Annotated in this window: 17 protein-coding genes; 6 read left to right on the top strand and 11 right to left on the bottom strand. The window is 48.0% G+C overall.

Features of this window, described 5'->3' with window-relative positions:
• The first annotated feature begins 11 nt into the window (after positions 1-11).
• Both GV64_RS03585 and GV64_RS03590 read left to right on the top strand, forming a co-directional pair.
• On the top strand, positions 12-632 hold the full coding sequence (locus tag GV64_RS03585; RefSeq protein WP_020584298.1) for a DMSO/selenate family reductase complex B subunit: 621 nt from the start codon (positions 12-14) through the stop codon (positions 630-632).
• A 2-nt stretch (positions 633-634) separates the two neighbouring features.
• Positions 635-1483 (top strand): dimethyl sulfoxide reductase anchor subunit family protein, encoded by an 849-nt coding sequence (locus GV64_RS03590; protein WP_020584297.1) that lies wholly within the window; start codon positions 635-637, stop codon positions 1481-1483.
• Between the two features lie 22 nt (positions 1484-1505).
• Here GV64_RS03590 and GV64_RS03595 read toward each other — a convergent pair whose 3' ends face one another.
• Both GV64_RS03595 and GV64_RS03600 read right to left on the bottom strand, forming a co-directional pair.
• Positions 1506-3797: a hypothetical protein gene (locus GV64_RS03595; protein WP_152553908.1), complete on the bottom strand. Its 2292-nt coding sequence runs from the start codon at positions 3795-3797 to the stop codon at positions 1506-1508.
• A 374-nt stretch (positions 3798-4171) separates the two neighbouring features.
• Positions 4172-4756: an outer membrane beta-barrel protein gene (locus tag GV64_RS03600; RefSeq protein WP_020584295.1), complete on the bottom strand. Its 585-nt coding sequence runs from the start codon at positions 4754-4756 to the stop codon at positions 4172-4174.
• Between the two features lie 448 nt (positions 4757-5204).
• On the opposite strand from GV64_RS03600, the gene GV64_RS03605 reads away from it, so the two are divergent.
• Both GV64_RS03605 and GV64_RS03610 read left to right on the top strand, forming a co-directional pair.
• On the top strand, positions 5205-5894 hold the full coding sequence (locus GV64_RS03605) for a DedA family protein (RefSeq protein ID WP_020584294.1): 690 nt from the start codon (positions 5205-5207) through the stop codon (positions 5892-5894).
• A gap of 267 nt (positions 5895-6161) precedes the next feature.
• Positions 6162-6701 (top strand): ferredoxin-type protein NapF, encoded by a 540-nt coding sequence (locus GV64_RS03610; protein WP_020584293.1) that lies wholly within the window; start codon positions 6162-6164, stop codon positions 6699-6701.
• A 110-nt stretch (positions 6702-6811) separates the two neighbouring features.
• Here GV64_RS03610 and GV64_RS03615 read toward each other — a convergent pair whose 3' ends face one another.
• The 7 genes from GV64_RS03615 to dksA form a co-directional block, all read right to left on the bottom strand.
• Entirely contained in the window at positions 6812-8230 is a 1419-nt protein-coding gene (locus tag GV64_RS03615; protein WP_020584292.1) for a sigma-54-dependent transcriptional regulator, read from the bottom strand.
• The gene (locus GV64_RS03620) at positions 8227-11265 is read right to left on the bottom strand and encodes an ATP-binding protein (RefSeq protein ID WP_020584291.1); all 3039 of its coding nucleotides are present in this window, start codon (positions 11263-11265) and stop codon (positions 8227-8229) included. The genes GV64_RS03615 and GV64_RS03620 overlap by 4 nt, the downstream gene beginning before the upstream one ends.
• Positions 11255-11431 carry a hypothetical protein gene (locus GV64_RS25485; protein WP_020584290.1) on the bottom strand — a complete coding sequence of 59 codons (177 nt, stop codon included), beginning with the start codon at positions 11429-11431 and terminating at the stop codon, positions 11255-11257. Before GV64_RS25485 ends, GV64_RS03620 begins: the two co-directional genes overlap by 11 nt.
• A 116-nt stretch (positions 11432-11547) precedes the next feature.
• Entirely contained in the window at positions 11548-12168 is a 621-nt protein-coding gene (locus GV64_RS03630) for an alpha-ketoglutarate-dependent dioxygenase AlkB family protein (RefSeq protein ID WP_020584289.1), read from the bottom strand.
• Positions 12169-12261: 93 nt separating this feature from the next.
• A complete protein-coding gene (locus tag GV64_RS03635; protein ID WP_020584288.1) occupies positions 12262-13017 on the bottom strand; it encodes a hypothetical protein in 756 nt (251 codons plus the stop codon).
• Between the two features lie 111 nt (positions 13018-13128).
• Complete coding sequence (gluQRS, locus tag GV64_RS03640; RefSeq protein ID WP_020584287.1) at positions 13129-14025, bottom strand: tRNA glutamyl-Q(34) synthetase GluQRS; 897 nt, start codon at positions 14023-14025, stop codon at positions 13129-13131.
• A gap of 202 nt (positions 14026-14227) precedes the next feature.
• Positions 14228-14671: an RNA polymerase-binding protein DksA gene (gene dksA / locus GV64_RS03645; RefSeq protein WP_020584285.1), complete on the bottom strand. Its 444-nt coding sequence runs from the start codon at positions 14669-14671 to the stop codon at positions 14228-14230.
• A gap of 527 nt (positions 14672-15198) precedes the next feature.
• On the opposite strand from dksA, the gene sfsA reads away from it, so the two are divergent.
• Positions 15199-15927 (top strand): DNA/RNA nuclease SfsA, encoded by a 729-nt coding sequence (gene sfsA, locus GV64_RS03650; RefSeq protein ID WP_026258519.1) that lies wholly within the window; start codon positions 15199-15201, stop codon positions 15925-15927.
• Positions 15928-16032: 105 nt separating this feature from the next.
• On the opposite strand, the gene preA is transcribed toward sfsA, so the two are convergent.
• Both preA and GV64_RS03660 read right to left on the bottom strand, forming a co-directional pair.
• Positions 16033-17307 carry an NAD-dependent dihydropyrimidine dehydrogenase subunit PreA gene (gene preA, locus GV64_RS03655; RefSeq protein ID WP_020584283.1) on the bottom strand — a complete coding sequence of 425 codons (1275 nt, stop codon included), beginning with the start codon at positions 17305-17307 and terminating at the stop codon, positions 16033-16035.
• Positions 17300-18658: an NAD(P)-dependent oxidoreductase gene (locus GV64_RS03660; RefSeq protein ID WP_020584282.1), complete on the bottom strand. Its 1359-nt coding sequence runs from the start codon at positions 18656-18658 to the stop codon at positions 17300-17302. Before GV64_RS03660 ends, preA begins: the two co-directional genes overlap by 8 nt.
• 138 nt (positions 18659-18796) lie before the next feature.
• Between GV64_RS03660 and GV64_RS03665 the strand changes: the two genes are divergently transcribed.
• Complete coding sequence (locus tag GV64_RS03665) at positions 18797-19405, top strand: trimeric intracellular cation channel family protein (protein ID WP_020584281.1); 609 nt, start codon at positions 18797-18799, stop codon at positions 19403-19405.
• The last annotated feature ends 35 nt before the right edge of the window (positions 19406-19440 follow it).

The following is a 19440-nucleotide window of genomic DNA, read 5'->3' on the forward strand; positions in this document are numbered from 1 at the left end:
AATAAAGTTCGATGACTCAACTTGGATTTTATGTCGACACGGCCAAGTGTACGGGCTGCAAAACCTGTCAATTGTCGTGCAAAGATGAAAATGATCTTAAGGTCGGCGTGAACTGGCGCCGGGTCTATGAGTACGGTGGTGGTAGCTGGATTCAGAACGAAGACGGCACCTACGCCCAGGACGTGTTTGCTTATTACACGTCCATCAGCTGTAACCACTGTGCCAAGCCAGCCTGTACCAAGGCCTGTCCAACCGGTGCCATGCACAAGCGTGACAAGGACGGTCTGGTGGTTGTAGATGCTGACGTCTGTGTTGGCTGCCGTTACTGCGAAATGGCCTGCCCATACGGCGCACCTCAGTTTGATGCAGAAAAGAAAGTCATGACCAAGTGTGATGGCTGCTTCGACCGTGTTGAGCAGGGTAAGATGCCGATCTGTATCGAATCCTGCCCACTGCGTGCCCTGGATTTTGGTCCCATCGAAGAACTGCGTGCCAAGTACGGAACGGAAGCGGACATCGCGCCAATGCCAGACTCTTCACTGACCGAGCCATCGCTGGTGATGAAGGCGAGTCGTCATGCCAAACCTTCCGGTGACAAGACCGGACGCATCATGAACACACGGGAGGTGTAACCATGCACGAGCTGCCACTGGTATTTTTTACGGTTCTGGCACAGGGAACCGTTGGCCTTTTCCTGGTGCTGGCCTGCTTGTTGATGGCGAACAGCGATGCGACTCGTCAGCAGCTGTTGAATAAACTGCTGATGGTAGTTCTGGTGCTGCTGGGTATCTCCGGCGCGGCAGCCATGACGCACCTGGGTCAGCCACTGCGTGCCGTGAACGTGATCTTTGGTCTGGAACACCTCTCTGCACTGAGTGTTGAGATCATGACCACGTCTCTGTTTGGTGGTGCAGTCTTCACCTATGTGGCCATGGTGCACTTCGGTATCCTGCCAAAGCTGCAGAAGCTGGTACTGGCTGGCGCCATGGGTCTTGGCGTTCTGTTACTGCTGGCCATTGCCAATGTGTACACACTGGCCACTGTACCGGCCTGGAACAGCGGCTGGACCATCTTCCAGTTTGTCATGACCGCTTTTGTGGTGGGTGTACCTGCGGCAGCGCTGATGCTGAGAAGTCAGTCCGCTTCTCTGGGTACGTTCCAGAAAAACACGGACCGAGCACTGGGCACCCTGGGCTTTATCACTCTGGGTCTGGTACTGGTGGGTTACCCACTGTACCTGTTCTGGCTGGGTCAGGTTGATCTGCCTGCCAACCCGCTGGGTCTGTTTGACTACCACGGTAGTCTGATGCTGGCCCGCCTTGGTCTGCTGTTTGCCGGCCTGGGTATCTGGGTGGTTGCTGCTACTCGTGGCAATAACTCAGCGGTTGGTCTGGCGGCCGTGAGCACAGTCCTGGTGCTGACGGCTGAACTGTGTGGTCGTATTTTCTTCTACGACCTGCATATGTTTGCCAGCGGGATGTGAGCTGTTAAATTGTTACATAGCCCTATGAAAAGGGCTGTGTAACATTGCCTTTAGAAGTCCAATAATAAAAATAATCAGGTCTTCCAGCATTTCTACGAGGTGTTGTTCGTTTTCTTGAGTTCGCTTCTTGTTGTTCTGGTGCTTGATTAGCACTTTGACTTTCTGGTTGGGGCTTAGCTTGTTCAGGCTGATTTTGTTTCAGCTTATCAACCGCTATTTGAAGCAATGAATGAATACTCGTAACAGGTAGTTGACCTGAATTCTCCGCGGCTACTAATAATAATTCACACGCTTCATAAGCGAAATCATCTTTTATTTTTTTTATTACCTCATTTCTTTTAATTATTTCAGTATGATTAGGGTTGTCTCCGCTTTTAGGTAGGTTTTGTCGAAGTAGTGTTTCTACTTGATCCAGTCTATTACTTTCGGTTTTTTCACTGGTGCATAGTTTGGCGACAGCCAGAAATAGTTTTTCTTTGCCAGTAGTCCTTGGTAGTGGGTGCTTGAGCCTGCTTTCTAACATTTTGCGTAGCTCCTGCAATAATGGGATTGACTCTACCTTACAGTCGCGGAAGCTTTGTGCTAGCTCTGAAGCCTTATTTTTTTGGAGACATGAAGTTGTTGCATGAATAGCCCCAGTGCTCTCAGGTGTTAGATTTTCAGGCTCTACAGCTGGTTGAGCTAAAGACATCTTTTTTCTTGGAGGTTCGCCTGAAGCATCAGTATCTTGTTGATGAAGCGCAATAGGTGTACCTATTTGTGAGTCAGCTTGAAGTTTTGAATCAGGTAGACCATTGCCTCTGGCTGAAGAAGTTTCTGTTAAAGGGGGGGGGCTTAATTTGAGCTGTGATTCTGTAACCTCTCTAAATTTTGTAATTGCGAAATGACACTCTCTTTGGAAGTCTTCTCTATGCTGCTTAGCATCCGTTATCATTTGTTCTTTCAATGATCGGAGTCCGCTGATAGTAGTATTTAGTTCCGTTTCCAGCTCTGAGTATAAGGATGATAGATGTTGGGAATGCTGTTCCAGAACTTTACTGGTACCTGTGGTTATTACAGTCTGAAAAGTACTTTGAATTTTTGGAATTAACTGTTTCTCAAGGTTTTGCAACATTGTATCTGTAATATGTTGGCAGGATTCTGGAATGACTTTTTCTCGTTGCTCTTTAAGATCAGGAGTGGTTATCTCCACCATAGCAGTTAGAGTTTTAGTGATACCCTGATTTAAACTTTCCTGCATTGCTGTTGTAGCACTAACGGCAATAGTTTGTAGTTCCGTTTTAACCATTTCAACAAGTTGTTTTGTTATATCTGGCGATATTTTCTCGAATGCAGCTGTATAAGTCTCATCCAGTTTTTGAGACATTTTTTCCTGCATGCTCGGAATAACATCATCGTTAATTGCTGCTGCTAGCGTTGATATATTCTCTTCAATTTGATCCTGAAGCTCTACTCCAGCTTTTTCCGCGATGCCCTTGGCTGCAGTCAATACTATTTTCTGAACTCTTTCCTGAAGTATGTTTTGTGTTCTCTGAGAATCTTCCAGATTTGGTGCTTGAGATGATGTAGAGGGGATAGTAGGTTCTTGATTTGAACGTACACTGTATGGTTGCGATACCTCTGCTAAAGCACCACAACTAGGCGGTACCATTGTTTGCTTGGCGGAAGCAGGGTTCGCTTGATCAAGAGCTTGTTGATGAATTTCTGGTTGAACATCTTTAAGGCTAAGCAACTGACCTGACAGGTATTCGCTATCAGCCACCCCTCTCACGTTTGCAAGGTTATGTCCTTCACCTATATACGTTGAGCCAGTTGAGTACTGGCAAGAGGGAGTGCCGTGATAGCTTGAAGAGTGACTTTGATGAGTCAGGGAAGCTTGCGATGAGAATGATGGGCTTCTGCCAAACTGATTGCCTAAAAATAAGCTATGTGCATTAGTGGTAGGCATACCCATTTTTATAGGGTGTTCGAATGTTGTTTTTGAGGGTTGCGGGTTGGGTTGGTTTCTAGCTTGGACCCCATACCCCTGTAATTGATACCTGGGAGGTTGACCTCCCTGTATACCAGATGGAATGTTTTGTAAGCCCGCTGTTTGAACTGGCCTTTTGAGTACAACCATCTCCCGTTCTCTGACAATTGTGGCGCCTGGAAAACTATATTCACCAGTTGAGTTGTCGAAATTCACGTAAGGGTAGTTGTTGGCTGGAGCCGAAGTTGTTGAGTAGGGGGCATTACCTGCTGGTGAAGCCGTAGCAGAGTAGGGTTGGATTCCTGCTGATGGAGTAACTGGAGGGAATGAATAATTTGGATCCATGTTACAGCAAACCTGCTCTTTAGAAATTGATGAAATGTCATGAGAAGACCGTTTCATTAAATATAAGTTCAAAACTCTATTTCAATCTGGCTTGACTATGAGGAATTGTTTGAGGTTATTTGAATGTGTGGATACGTTTTTCAGCTTGAATATCAAGTCAAATTCAGTAGGGGACTTAAGTAGCTATGAGACCAGTTGATTTTAAAAGTACTCAGGCAAGGTGAACTCCATCCTTTGTGCGCTCAGCCACTTGAGAGTGAATCAACGACCAGAAAAACAGCCTGTTTCAGTGGTTCTGGTGAATGTATGATGAGGTCAAAGGCCTGTTGACATGGTTACTGAATACAAGTGGATGACTTCATCTGGGTCAAAATTCAAAAATGGAAATTCAGACCAAAAAGCAGGGCAGTGCCTTTATAACCATGAGGGAGATCGTCGTAGCGTAGATCTAAACTGAATCCGAGTGAAGAGTAGGGGCGAATCTCAGTGCCCACACCAATGTATGGGTGTATACCTGAATAGCTATTAGCCTTGTTGTAGTGATGGTCTCCATTCGACTGTATCTCTGGGGAGTACTCTGACACCTTGGCGTATCCGAAACCTCCATGCAGGTAAATATTCCAGAATGTTAGCAGGTTATAGTCTGCTTTTGCCCCCAGGTAGTAACTATTAAAGTCCGCAATTTTGAGTGAATAACTGGGCTCGATCAGAGATAAAATACCTTCCGTTAAAAGAGTCATAAAAGGAAGAGAGCCTGTCGCTAAAATGCCCCCTTCAATGGTGTAATGGGTTGAAAGCCTGAGAGAATAGTCTAGTTGCAAACCAATGAAAAGATCGTTTCCACTGTCGTGATAATGGCCCCCGATACCTCCCATGCCATAGTGTACTCCTATAGACTGAGGGGATGCTGCTGCAGGCAGTATACTCAGGCTCAAAAAAAGATACAGTATATTTCTCATGGCAGTTCTTCCTTCCTGACAGCTTTTTTATTAGATATAACCTCCTGTTTGACCACAGAGTTTAGAAATAGTTTTCTGTGATAAGTCGGCCCGTTTAGCTGAGTTGGTTAACTGGTTCAGGGGGCATTCCAGTACGCTGTTTTGACACTGGAAATCGTCAAATTATTTACTGGTTGCAAAGACGGTGTAAATTGCTTGATGTTGCTTTGTAAGAACCGTAATCTCGGCAGTTAGTCGGGGTGTTGGTTTCCTTTTGACAGCGTCAATTCTGGTAACGATTCCTTCGGTTTGCACCCATTCAGATTACTGCAAACAAACGCTAGCCTATACTCTCGTAATCCCTCAATTGCATGTGGCTCTGAGCGTTTCTACTCCAACTACAGTTTCTTCCCTTTTTATTTTTGGAATCGATGTGTGCAGAACTACTTTTACTGCAAGGACAACATAGATGCTTGATGCCTTTGTATCTATTCTCGGGGCGCTTTGGCACCAGGATTTTGTGGCACTACAGAATCCGGAAAGCGTAATCATGATCTACTTCTGTGTGACTTTTCTGATCTGGCTGGAAAGTGCTTTCCTTCCGGCAGCCCCATTACCCTGTGACAGTATTGTGATTCTTTCTGGTACTCTTGGAGCCATGGGGGTTGTTGACTTCAAGGTCATCGCTGCTCTGCTGGTTCTCGCGGCGGCTATTGGTAGTTGGTTTGCATACCTTCAGGGACGCTGGCTCGAGCACTTGCCTAAGGTTAGAGGCTGGGTTGACAGGGTTCCTCCCAATAAGATTCAGGTGGTTGATAGGTTACTGATCCACCATGGGGTTGTTGCTCTGTTTGTCGCTCGATTTATTCCGGTAGTGCGCTCATTGTTGCCATTGATGATGGGCTTCAGAATCAAAAATCATGCTCATTTTTTTCGCTTTGCAGGGTTGAGTGCAGTGGCCTGGGTTGGCCTTTTAACGGGTATTGGTTATTTGCTGACGCTTCTACCCGAAAATATTTCCAGAGTTGTTACCATTCTTCTTATGGTCGCACCGTTTGTTACTCTGGGAGTGGCAATCATCAGCATTGCTGTTAGCTGGCTTCTTAAGCGGAATAAAAAAGTACCGGTGATTGCAGTGACCAAATCACAAGGTTTTTAAGGTGACAGACCCTAGGGGGTGTTACCAACTGGCCATCCAACCCGAAGGGCCACCCATTATTTGCACCATACCGCGTTGCTCACTGCTCATGTGGAACAACCACACTACGCACCTCGCGCCTTGCCTGGTGCAAATAATGGGTGGCTGGTTGTATGTCCAGTTGATAGCACCCCCTACGTTAGTTCAGGTATAAATACCGCTTTAATCAATTTTTGAACAAGGTATTTTTAACTGCAATTTTCAAGTAGACAGGCCTCTGATTTCATCGTGTCAGAATTGCAGAAAACAGAAGATGATCAGCTGGTTTCTCCAGGCAGACGGGCTTTTTTCAGGCGTTTCGCTCCTGAGCCAGAGCAGATTGTGCCGGATAGTTGCTATCCTCGGCCACCATGGGCTGTGGATAACACATTGTTTCTGGCGTTGTGTACGCAGTGCGATCAATGTATCGATCAATGCCCAATGCGTGTACTGGGTCGATCCGATGAGAAAGAAGAGATACTTGCCGGTCGTCCTGTGATGGATCTTTCTTATGGCAGCTGTGACTTCTGTGGCCAGTGTGTAGATTCTTGTTCTTCAGGAGCCCTGGATCGTGAGAAGGGTAAAACGAGGCAGGCTATCCCCCAGCTTGCTGGCAGTTGTCAGGCAGAACTGGGACTGTATTGTAATCTCTGTGAAGAGGCCTGCCCTGAAAAGGCCATCCAGTTTGGTGCCGATAAAAAGCCAGTTGTAGACCTTAGTCTTTGCAGTGGCTGTGGTGAGTGTGCCATGGATTGCTATAGCCGGGTTTTAACGATGGCAAAGGTCTAGCCTAGCTGGTTGCCCTTCAGAAAGTAGCAACGAAGACATAGGAGCGCCTGAAACGCACTTCGGATGGCTCATAAAAGAACGTCAACAGGTCCTGATACTATTTTGAGCAATCATGTTGCCGTGGTCTTCTTTCGAGGAATACCAAGGCGCTGTCGTCGCTCCCAAAGTGTTTTCCGGCTAATACCCAGTTTCTGGGCCAGTTCAGTTTCTGTCATCTGATCCTGATGCTCCAAGACAAAACGCTGGAAGTAGTCCTCCAGTGTCAGGCCATCCTGTAACTCTTCAGAATCCTGTCGGAACAGTGTCTGTTTAACCCGAACATCAATGTCCAAATTTTCCGGTGTAATGATATTGTCTTCTGAGAGAATCACCGCCCGTTCGATGGCGTGTTCCATTTCCCGAACATTACCCGGCCATTGATACTGAGAAATCGCCGCCATCGTTTCCGGAGCCAGAGAAAACAGTTCCAAATCCATTTTTTTACAGGTTTTGGCTAACAGCTTCTCTGCCAGCATCAAAATATCATTGCCTCTTTCCCTGAGAGGAGGGATGCGTAGCTCAACTACTTTCAGCCGGTAGTAGAGGTCTTCACGAAATTCATTCTGTGAAGAGAGCTGTCTGAGATTTCTGTGGGTGGCTGCAATCAGGCGAACATTCACAGATTGGGATTGCACTGAACCTACACGACGAATTTCTCCTTCCTGGAGAACCCGTAAAAGTCGTGCCTGTGCTTCCAGTGGTAGCTCACCAATTTCATCCAAGAACAGGGTACCACCATTAGCAGCCTCAATCAGACCGGTTCGAGCGGCTGTAGCACCGGTAAATGAACCTTTTTCGTGACCAAAAAGTTCTGATTCAATCAGCGTTTCTGGAATTGCTGCACAGTTAACCGAAATCATGGGGCCATTGATACGGCGACTGTTCTCGTGAATAGCTTTGGCGACCAGCTCCTTACCCGTTCCGGACTCCCCTTGAATCAATACAGTTGCATCAGTTGGCGCCACTTTTTTAATTTGTCGGAACAGCAGATGCATGCCATCGCACTGCCCTAAAATACCGTTGAAGCCATTCTCGGAGTTGCTGAGATGTTCATTATCCATAGCTTCTGCGTTGGTTTTGGCAGAGCTCTCAGCGTTCAAATTGGATTGCTTTTCGATGGCTTCGGCAACTCTCTGCAGCATTTCTGCATGGTCGAATGGTTTGGCAATATAATCCACCGCTCCCTGCTTCATGGTGGAAACCGCTGAGTTCAGGCTGGCATAGCTGGTCATGATGAGTACCGGAATACCATTGGCCAGGTTAATCATTTCGGTCCCTGGTTTTCCGGGAAGCCTGAGGTCACTGATGATCAGAGCAAACTTTTCACTGGCTTCAGGTTTTTGGAGGTCAGGCTGCTGCCGAAGAAGAGTTTCAGCCTCATGAACAGAGCCTGCCTCTGTGACGCCATACCCTTGTCGTTCCAGCAGTCGCCGCAACGATGCTCTGATAATTTCTTCATCTTCGACAATCAGTATCTGGCCCTGACTCATGCCATATCCCCCTGAAATTCCAAAGGCTGCTCCACAAAAACGGATTCCGACTCATGGCGTGGCAGCGAGATGATGAAACAGGAGCCTCGCCCAGTCACCGAATCCAGCGGACTAACCACCTGAATACTGCCAAAGTGCTCTTCGACAATATTCCAGGTCAGTGCCAGACCAAGGCCAGTACCTTTGCCGGCCTCTTTAGTGGTGAAAAATGGCTCAAACAGCTTTTCCTGTATCGTTTTGGGAATGCCATGTCCCTGATCTTCAACACGGATAGTAACCGTGTGTTGATTGGCAGTAGTGCTGACTGAAACAACACCATCTAAATCTGAGGCATCTGCGGCATTTTTCAGCAGATTGATAAACACTTGTTGTAACTTCTGGCTGTTGCCGCTGACGCAAAGACCGTCAGAGCACAGATTACGGAATACGATATTGCTGTTCTTATGGCTCAATTGCAACAGGCTGATGGCCTCCTGAATCGTGCTGGAGACCTCTACAGGCTCTGCAAGTGACGATGTTTCGCTATTGTCCCGGCGTTGGTTACCACCTTTCTGGCCGGAATGGGCGTACGAAACCAGAGTTTGAACGATACGACTCACCCTTTTAGTTTGTTCCAGTATCTGGCGCGAACTTTGCTGGATATCCGGATCCGATGAGAGGGCTCCCATCTCCTGAGCAAGGCAGTCAATACCGGTAATCGGGTTACCAATTTCATGAGCGACGCCAGCAGCCAGCTGACCGATAGACGCCAGTCGTTCACTATGGAATAGCTGCTCTTCTAGCATTTGGGTTTCGGTCTGATCTTCCAGCAGCATCACCTGATTACCACCGGTACCGGAAACCGGTGCCTGTATTGATGCCTTGTGGAGGTTGAAGTAGTGGGTAGCACCATTCATTTCGATACGATGCTTGGTCAGGTGGCTCTCTGGGAGATGAATAAAATCACTCAGGATTTGATTCCAGGGAGCAGGAATGGTTTTCAAAGGCATTCCCAGAACATCTTCGGCGCAAATGCCGGTCAATGCCGTCATTGCCTGATTCCACAGCATAACCTCACCAGAGCTGTTTAATGGGTCAGTTGCAGAGTTATCAATTGAGCAGACAGCCATTGGCAGGCTGTTCAGGGTATCTCTGTGATAGCGTCTCAGGCTGTCCAACTCCCCAGCAAGTCCTGTTAGTTTGGAGTGGTAGGCTTCCAGGCGGGACTCCATGAAATGGATGTCTTTTGGCACATAATCGTTTTCAACATCCAACGGTAGAAATGAATCAACAATTTCGTGGGCAATGGTCGGTCCCATTAGACCAGAGAGGTTTTTCTCAATGCGGTCCCTGAGCCGTCTCAGTGAATGTGGTCGGTTATCATCCGGACGCATATTCAGATCAGTCAGTGCTTTATTGATTTCTGTTTGAGCCGCAACAGGCCCCAGAGGTGCACTGAGCATTTCCTGAAACTCATACGAGGAGCGTGCTTTGGGGATTTTGTACGGCTGCTGACTAACTTCTCGCACGAGACAGGCGGCGGCAGCACTGCTCTCTTCGTCAGACATTCGGGTAAAACTGGAGACCAGATAAAACACCAGAACATTGACCACCAATGATGAGGCTGCAGCAATGTACCAGCCATCGTTAGTGATGGTGCCAAAGTTGACACTGCGTATTGGGAAAATTTCAAGCCCCATCGTCAAAGGCAACATCAGGGTAAAGAACCAGACAGTGGTTCCAGTAAGAATACCGAGAATCAGTCCTTTATGATTGGCTTTGCCCCAGTAAAGCGTGGACAGGGTGCCTGGCAGCAGTTGTAGTGCACCAACATAGGCGACAATGCTCAGGCTATACATATCTACTTCATTGTGAAGTAGCCGGTAGAACCCATAAGTGGTCAGGATCAGTGTAGTAATGATCAGGCGCTTTATGTTGGTCAGCCATCGGTAAATATTTTTTTGTACCTGAGCTGGCTCTTTCGCCTGATGAAGCGGGAGAATAACGTGATTCAGCAACATGGATGAGAGTGACAGTGAAGTCACAATAAAGAGTCCGCTGGCTGCAGAAAGGCCGCCAATATAGGCGATGATCGTCAACCACCGACTGTCCAGAGCATGTCCGATGGCAAGAGGGAAATACTCAGGTGGGTATTGGCTGCCAATTTTAAGGCCGGCCCAGAGGATCAATGGTGTTGAAACACTTAATAGTAAGAGAAAGAACGGCAGCCCCCAGCTGGCGGTAAATAGCATCTTGATATCGCGGTTTTCAGCAAACGTCATATGGAACATATGAGGCATCACCACCGCAGAGGCAAAGAACATTAATAGCGTGGTGCGCCACGGGCCATCTTCCAGATGGGAGTTCATACCGATAATGACTTCAGAATTGGCCTCAAGCCAACTATTTAGACCGGAAAAACCGCCAAATACCTGGAAAATAACAACACCGCCCAGCAATGCCATAATGAGGAGCTTGAGCAAAGACTCAAAGGCAATAGCAACCACAAGACCATCGTGCTGGTGGCGACTGGCCAGGTGGCGGGTACCAAACATCATGGTGAGTAGGGTGACCATAATGCAGAAGCCGAAAGCCAGTATTTCTGGTGATGCTTCATCGCTTAATAAATAAACACTGTCAGCCACTGCCTGTATTTGGAGGGCAAGCAGGGGAAAGGTGATAAAAAGCAAAAGCAGGGTGCTGAGTGTGCCAGCAACGGGGCTGCGAAATCGGAAGGCCAGTACGTCTGCCAGTGAACTGAGCTGATAAGTTGACGTGATTCTTAAAATTGGAATCAGCAGTACCGGAGCCAGTAAAAATGCACCGCTCAGACCAAAATAGAATCCGAGAAAAACATACCCGTCATCGTGAGCTACCCCGATACTGCCATAGTAAGCCCAGCTACTGGCATATATGCCCAGAGACAGTACGTAGGTGGCCGGGTGGTGAACTACTTTTCTGGGTATAATTTCCCGGTCAGTGGCCCAGGCACAGAGAAAAAGAATGGCCAGATAGATAACGCTGACGAGAAGGATATGTTCCAGTTCAAAGCTCATCGCTGTTACCCCTGACCTGAAGGGTAAAGCCTGCAACAATCAGGATGAACCAGAGAATCCAGGGCTGGTACCACTGCTCACCAAACGTAATCCACCAACCCATAATGGCCGGAGAAAAAAGGTAAATACCTATCACCAGAAGCAGGACGAGACGGTAGATATACATATTACGTCGGTACAGTTTCGCGGTTGGACAGACATGGTAATGGTTATATGGGGAAACCGCAAAACAGTTGTGGTTTTTTCTTTGTCATTAGTGGGTTAGGGGTACATGGCTAATGATCAACATCCCTTAAATGTCTTGCGGAAGGTTAGATTGATTCTTGGTTTCACTAGCTTTGCGGTTTTTGTCAGGCAGTGTTGCCAGTACTTCTGGGTGCTTCCCGCCATCACCAGTAAAGACCCAGACATCAGGTCAAAAGTGTAGGGCGTCAGATCTTTTCTGTATTTGTGTCGCAGCCGAAATCGTCGTGTGGCTCCCAGGCTGAACGATGCGATGACCGGGCTTTCCCCCAGCTCCGGCTCATCATCACTGTGCCAGCCGTTGCTGTCCTGGCCGTTACGATAAAGGTTGATCAGAACAGAGTTGAAGTTACGACCACATACATACTCAATCTGTTGTTTTATAGACTGTATTGTTGGGTTCCACGGATGCGGCGATAGTTCCAGTCCAGAATACTGATAGTTTGCATCAGCATCTCCCATCCATATCTGGAGCCTGGGAATAGGAAGGGTTTTACCATAAATGGTTATATGATCCTGCTGCCAGGGCAGTGTAGAGAGTAGCTCCGAGTATAGCTGTTGGCATGTAGCTTCAGGAATTATCTCTGGCCAGAAAAACAGTTGGGCATCAGGAAGGTTGTGTATCTCTGGAGGTGTTGAAATGGAATAAAAAGTATTCAATTCGGTGGGCTCCTGACTGCTTACTTGAGCACTTGCAACAGCCTTAAGTATCGTTGAATGTATTCAAGGACTTAAGGCTGTTGTTATATGGAACTAAAAACCTGGAGAGTCGTAAGTCACCCAGTAGATCATTTCCCCAGGACAGTCGCTGCCCAGTACATCTTCCATAATATTATCGAGTTTCAGCTTACCAATTTTCTCCAGCCATTCATCGTCATCTATCTTTTCTTCCAGCAACCAGCTGGGTACAGACTGGCTGTCGGAGTTATACCAGGCCACTGGAAAACGCATATCTCTGGGAAGGCGATTACGCTTCACGCTCAGTGAGGCATCGCAGCGTACTACCAGACTATCTGCTACCTGCTGACGCTTACGTAGATACTTTGTGGACTCTTTGGCGTATTTTTCTTCGTAGGGGCTTATCAACTCTTCATGGCGGCTTTCCAGGCAATGGTCATAAGCACGGCTGGTATCGCTATTTTCATAACCCATAATGTCACAGGCTTCAGTAACCCGGGTTTTAATATCGCGGCTAAGTTCTTCATACCAGGGCGCATTGGCTCCGAGTACTCTTTGGGCTTCAAGGGTTGCAACAAAGATCAGATTTTCATCCGGTGTAAAGCAGGATGAAGCATCTTGTGTATGCACTGGTGCTTTAGTGCTTATGGACGGCTCCTGACGGATAAGTTGCTCCCTGGCTCTTCTTGCAGCATTGCAGAAGTCAGAACTCTCTGCTGCAGGGCTTTCGGAGGCTACACCTGGTGAGGCAAAAGCCAAAGTATTAGCCACCAGGTTGGAAGATAAAAAGGAAAGAGCAGCCGCAAGAGCTGTTTTGAGAACTATTGACATATTCGCTCCTTGAACACATCTTTTTCGGGCCCATCTCCAGATACCCCAGGGCACTGGATGTGAATTATTCAACCATGTATAACATGTTCCGCTGAACAGGGGTAGGTTTGGTCAAAGAGTGTCCTGCAAAATCTCTCTTTTGCCAACCATAGTTCTGGTTGACCAGTTTTGTACTCCCCAAGAGAGTATATCCTCAATAGAATTCATCATAAGGTCTGGTTCTGGCTGAAGCCCTAATGCAGTCAATGCCTTGATCGTTGTCGGGCGTGGGTTTTCCAGAGGTATGGCAGGAGCATGGTTCTGCTTGCTAAGTTTGTTGCCATTTCTCTGTGTGATAACCGGAACATGAGCATAGACGGGGTGCGGGAAATCCAATTGACTCTGTAGATAGATCTGTCTTGGGGTTGAGTCCAGAAGGTCTACACCTCTGACAATATGAGTGATTCCCTGAAAATGGTCATCAGTGCAGACGGCCAGTTGATAAGCGTACAGACCATCCTTGCGTTTGAGAATAAAGTCTCCCAGAGTGCTTAAGTCAAACGACTGTTCACCTTGAATTCGATCCCGAAATTGAATGATTTGATCATTACATAGAAGTCTCAACCCGTGGGGTTGTTTGGGGATATTGCGGTTCTTTCGACAGTAGCCCGGATAGACACCATTGAGTCCGGCAAGTCTTTTGCGGGTGCAGGTACATGGGTAAAGTTTTTTTTCGAGCAGCAGTTTATTCAGCACCTCATCATAGGCTTTACTGCGATCACTTTGAAACAGCACACTGCCATCCCATTGCAGACCATAGACTTCCAGTGTCTTAAGAATGAGATCTGCGGCACCGGGCTGCTCTCTGGGGGGATCAATATCTTCCACTCGCACCAGCCATTTTCCCTGATGGGCATGGGCGTCCAGATAACTGGCCAGAGCGGCAACCAGTGAGCCAAAGTGCAGAGGGCCTGATGGGGAAGGAGCAAAACGTCCGATGTAGCTTGTGGTACTCAGTGTGTCGCCCATATGTAGAGATTATGAGTCAGGCAAAAAATGGTTCAGGAATTTATTGAAACAGGTCATAAGGGGCTGCTAGCACCCACTGTGCTGTTCAGGGTAGCTGGTTCAGGCAGGGAGGTATGAACGAACGTCAAGTGAGAACCAGGCTGTGAAACTGAATGTATCACAGCCCTGGCACTAACAGGCTGATTTCAACAGCCTGGTTTCATCAGTTGCCCAGCTGCCTTTCCTTTATTTCAGCCAGAGTCTTGCAGTCAATGCAAAGTGTGGCTGTTGGTCTGGCTTCCAGACGACGAATACCGATTTCTACGCCGCAGCTGTCGCAGAAGCCATAATCATCCTCTTCAATCCGAGCCAGAGTGCTATCGATTTTCCTGATCAGTTTCCGCTCACGGTCACGGGTTCTAAGTTCAAGGCTGAACTCTTCTTCCTGACTGGCGCGATCAGCAGGGTCCGGGAAGTTCGCGGCATCATCCTGCATATGGTTCACTGTACGATCCACTTCTTCCATCAGTTCCCGCTTCCAGTTCAGCAGGATCTGGGTGAAGTGAGCAACCTGTTGCTCATTCATGTACGTTTCCCCATCCTTTTCCTGGTATGGAGTAAACGATTTGAGCAGATTGCCTGTATCCGCGTTTTTCTGTGCTGACATGATTACAGCCTCACCACCTTCTATTCATGAGCCAGGGGAACAACAATCCTGGATCTCTCCATTTAGAGGCGCTCGCATTCTGCCTGTTGACAGCAGCCTCTGCGATCCCTCTGTAACTGCCGGTAAACCGGCTCCCTGAAAGCCAAGGTCAACACCATGGGTGCCTGGCGAGAACAAAAGCTCCTGGCACTTGCCTCTTGCCTTCCTTAAAGAAGCGGAGAAACTACCAAAACCCATGGCAAGACGCCATAAAAAAATGTCATCCGCTTTCTGACATTGACCAAAACATCTGCTCAGGTCAACTGATATTATGGTCTCTATCAGCTGTCCACCTGATTCTGTGGGCTTATCAGCCCTGCAGATACAGGAATGATCAACGATTATCTTAAAATTCTAGTTTAGAATATCAATAAGTAAATTAATGAAGTTAGGTTCTGTTGACATAAGTTTGCTGGCTCAGCTCAAATCAGAGCATTTTGGGCTACACGAGTCTTATGTCAACAGCACCTAAGTAATGAGTCCTTGTAATGAAATACGATAGTCACCTCTCGGAGGCGCGCCTTATAAGACGGTACAAACGTTTTATGGCGGATGTTGAGTTGTCGGATGGTTCTCAAATTACCCTCCACTGCCCAAATACCGGCTCCATGAAGAACTGCCTCTACCCCGGTTACCGGGTGTGGTACTCAGATTCTAAAAATCCCAAGCGAAAATACCCCTGCACCTGGGAGCAAGCCGAGATCCCGGTAATTTTTGATGGTGAAGAGCGCATAACGTTGGCTGGGCTGAATACCGGGCGCGCCAATGCTCTGGTGGAAGAGCTGCTAATGGCAGGCGAAGTTCAGGAACTGTCTGAATACCAGAATATCCGTCGGGAGGTTCGTTATGGTGAAGAGAACAGTCGTATTGATCTGTTGCTTCAGCAGGAGGGGCTGGTGGACTGTTATGTCGAGGTCAAAAGTGTCACGTTGGCGATGGGAGATGGATTTGGCCTGTTTCCGGATGCCGTAACCAGCCGGGGTACAAAACACCTGCGTGAGCTTACACAAATGGTTGCGGGTGGTGACCGGGCGGTATTGTTTTTCTGCGTTCAGCATACTGGTATCGATCGTGTATCGGCTGCTAAAGAGATTGATCCGGTTTATGCTGAAGCCCTGAAAAAAGCTGTCGATGCAGGAGTGGAGGTTATGGCCTGGGGAGCTGAAATGTCTGCAGATAAAATTGAGTTGGTCAGACAGTTGCCGGTTATTTTATAAGTTGATCATCAGTTAAGCAGGCTGAAAAATAACACAACTGTGTTGCTACTTCAGCCTTTTACCGTTTATCAATTAGTTTTTGCTTGCTAATGACCCTCTTCTTGCTCAGTTTTCCCTCATAGGATTGTTCGGGTGTTGTGTCCAGTTCAGATAAGGCTTGCCGGTTTGCTGCCTGACCATGGATATACAGTTTTCGACCGGACAGGTGATCTGACAAAGGTTGCAACCCACGCAGGCTTCATTAATTACATCAAACCGACGCTCAGTGGCATTTTGTGAAGGTGTCATGGCAATAGCCTGGTGGGCGGTGTCTTCACAGGCCGCATAGCAGCGACCGCACTGAATACAGCTATTCTGATCAATACTGGCGATGGTTTTGTAGTTCAGGTCCAGATACTTCCAGTCTGTCAGGTTGGGTATCGCAGCGCCCCGAAAGCTATCCAGGGATTGATAGTCTTTGCTGTCCATCCATCGTGACAAGCCATCGATCATATCCTGCACAATCTTGAAACCGTTCAGCATGGCGGCGGTGCAAACCTGCACTGTTCCAGCACCCAGAGCAATAAATTCCGCAGCATCCCGCCAGCAGCTGATACCGCCAATTGCAGAGATGGGCAGTTCAGCAGTATCCGGGCTTCGGGCAATCTGTCCTACCATGCTCAAGGCGATGGGTTTCACTGCTTCCCCACAGTAACCACCACTGGTGAACTTATCATTGACTGTCGGGTAGCCGGTCATCTGGTCAAGATCAATTCCAGTGATGGAGTTGATGGTGTTGATCAGCGATATCGCATCCGCCCCACCGATTTGAGCCGCTTCAGCCGCAACAACAATGTTGGTGATATTAGGGGTGAGCTTAACGACAACCGGTAGATGACAGTGTTGTTTGCACCAGCGGGTGACCATTTCGATATACTCTGGCACCTGCCCAACGGCTGACCCCATCCCTCGTTCAGACATCCCGTGGGGGCAGCCGAAGTTCAGCTCGACACCATCGCAGCCAGTATCTTCGACTTGTTGAACGATTGTTTTCCAGCTCTCTTCTTCGCAGGGCACCATCAGGGAAACAAACAGTGCACGGTCTGGCCAGTCTTTTTTCGTCTGGCGTATTTCATCAAGATTGACCTGAAGTGGGCGGTCAGTGATCAGTTCAATGTTGTTAATACCGATCACGTCTCCACGGGTATTTTTGTGGCAGGAGTAGCGAGAACAGACATTGACTGGTACCGGGTCTTCCCCCAGTGTTTTCCATACAACACCACCCCAGCCAGCCTCAAAGGCCCGGTAGACGTTGTAGGCTTTATCGGTAGGCGGGGCAGAAGCCAGCCAGAATGGGTTGGGGGAACGAATACCCAGAAAATTGCTGGTTAAATCAGCCATTTTCAATATCCCCCTGCAGATATTGATGGATGGCATGGGCGGCCTGCTTGCCATGTTCAACGGCATGGACCGTCAGGTCTGGATCCTTATCAATACAGTCTCCACCGGCCCAGACATTACTTAGCGATGTACGAAAGTTTTTGTCTGTTGCAATACGACTGCCGTTCAGCTCCGGGCTTTCATTTGCATTGGCAAAACAGTCTGCCAGGAAGTTCTGACCAATGGCTTTGTAAAGTGTGTCTATCGGTATAGTGGTAATCTCACCTGTGCCCTGCAGGTTGTCATTGACGTCTAAAGTCGTTTTTTCCAGATTGATCCCAGTGACTCTACCGTCTTCTGTGAGTAAAGATGATGGTTGAACCCAGCTAAGGATTCGAACACCATTGTCTCGGGCAAAAGCCTGTTCGTGCGGTGTTGCAGACATCCACTGGCTACCACGACGATAGGCAATGGTGACCTCTTCGGCTCCCAGTCGTTTGCACTGGCAGGCTATATCAATAGCCGTGTTGCCACCACCAATTACTACAATGCGCTTACCAACCGGCAGTTGGCTCAGATCATTGCACTGACGCAGCCGTGATATGGCTGAAAGGGCGTCCTCAACGCCCGCCACTTGTTCTCCTTCAAGGCCCAGTGTATTGCAGCCCCCCAAGCCAAGACCCAGAAAAACGGCACTAAACTGTTTTCTCAATTGATCCAGACTAATGCTTTGACCCAGTCGGAAACTGCTCTCTTGTTTGATGCCTCCAATTTCCATGACAAAGTCCACTTCCTGCCGGGCATAACTGTCTACAAGCTTGTAGGAGGCAATACCGTATTCGTTCAGGCCGCCGGGTTTTTCCCAGGCATCAAATAGAGTGATGTTATGGCCTTCTCTGGCCAGGTGGTGGGCACAGGCCAGTCCTGCTGGACCCGAACCAACAACTGCAATGGTTTTTCCAGTATCCGGTAAGCGGGTGAATGGATGGTCGTCTGCCTGACGATTATCGATGGCATAGCGCTGCAGCCGGCCAATGGTGACTGCCTTGCATTCCGGCTCATGATTTCTAACGCAGGCTTGCTCGCAGAGAATCTCCGTTGGACATACCCGGGCACAACTGCCTCCCAGAATATTGGCGTCCAGAATGGCCTGTGCAGCACCATCAATATTGTTGGTAGCGATACGGTTAATAAAGGAGGGAATATTAATACCGGTAGGACAGGCAGGGATACAGGGGGCAGCTTCACAGTACAGGCATCGGTTGGCTTCAATATGAGCTTCGTAGTTACTGAGTGCAGGCTTTATATCCGCAAAGTTACGGCAGTACTCTTCAGCCGACAGCCTGCCACTGTGAATATCGGGTCTATTCATGGCTGTTAATCCTCATCAAGAGTAAGAAGACTAGCAGCCTGAATTTATTCAGAAAGAATACAGGTATATGACTATATCTGGCCGTGTAAGGCGAACTTATAATTTACACTCCAATGACCTTTTTCCGTAGATTCGTTAATGCTGCTTTATATTCTCGACCTTTTTGGTACTGCAGTTTTTGCAATTAGTGGTGTCTGGCTCGCTTGCCGTAAAGACATGGATTTGTTTGGTGCAATGGTGCTTGCCTTTGTAACCGCTGTCGGAGGGGGGACTATTCGTGATGTTTTACTCTCTTCCACACCCGTATTCTGGATTAAGGACACGCTTTATCTGCTGGTTATTCTTGCAACGACGCTGTTTGCCATTGTTGTTCGTCAGTGGCATGAGCGCAGTAAGTGGATTCTGCAGGTGTCTGATGCCCTGGGATTAGCTGTTTTTGTAGTGATCGGTGTTACGAAGTCGTTGTCGTTTGGTGTGGAGCCGATGGTCGCTATTATGATGGGTGTATTAACTGGCTGTGGCGGTGGGGCCATCCGGGATATATTGGCCGGTGAGGTGCCCATGGTGCTGAGAAAGGAAATCTATGCGTCTGCCGCCATGCTGGGTGGAGTGGTATTTGTATTTCTGGATCCAGTTATCAATAACAGCGATGTAACCACAGTTCTTGCTGTACTCACGGTGCTGGTATTGAGGTTGCTGGCGCTTTATAAAGACTTGTCATTACCGCGTTTCAGCTTGCCAATATAAATCTGCAGCAGTTCCTGACCAGCGTTATCAATGTT

Origin of the sequence: Endozoicomonas elysicola (genome assembly GCF_000710775.1) — a bacterium.
GTDB classification, from domain to species: Bacteria; Pseudomonadota; Gammaproteobacteria; order Pseudomonadales; family Endozoicomonadaceae; genus Endozoicomonas; species Endozoicomonas elysicola.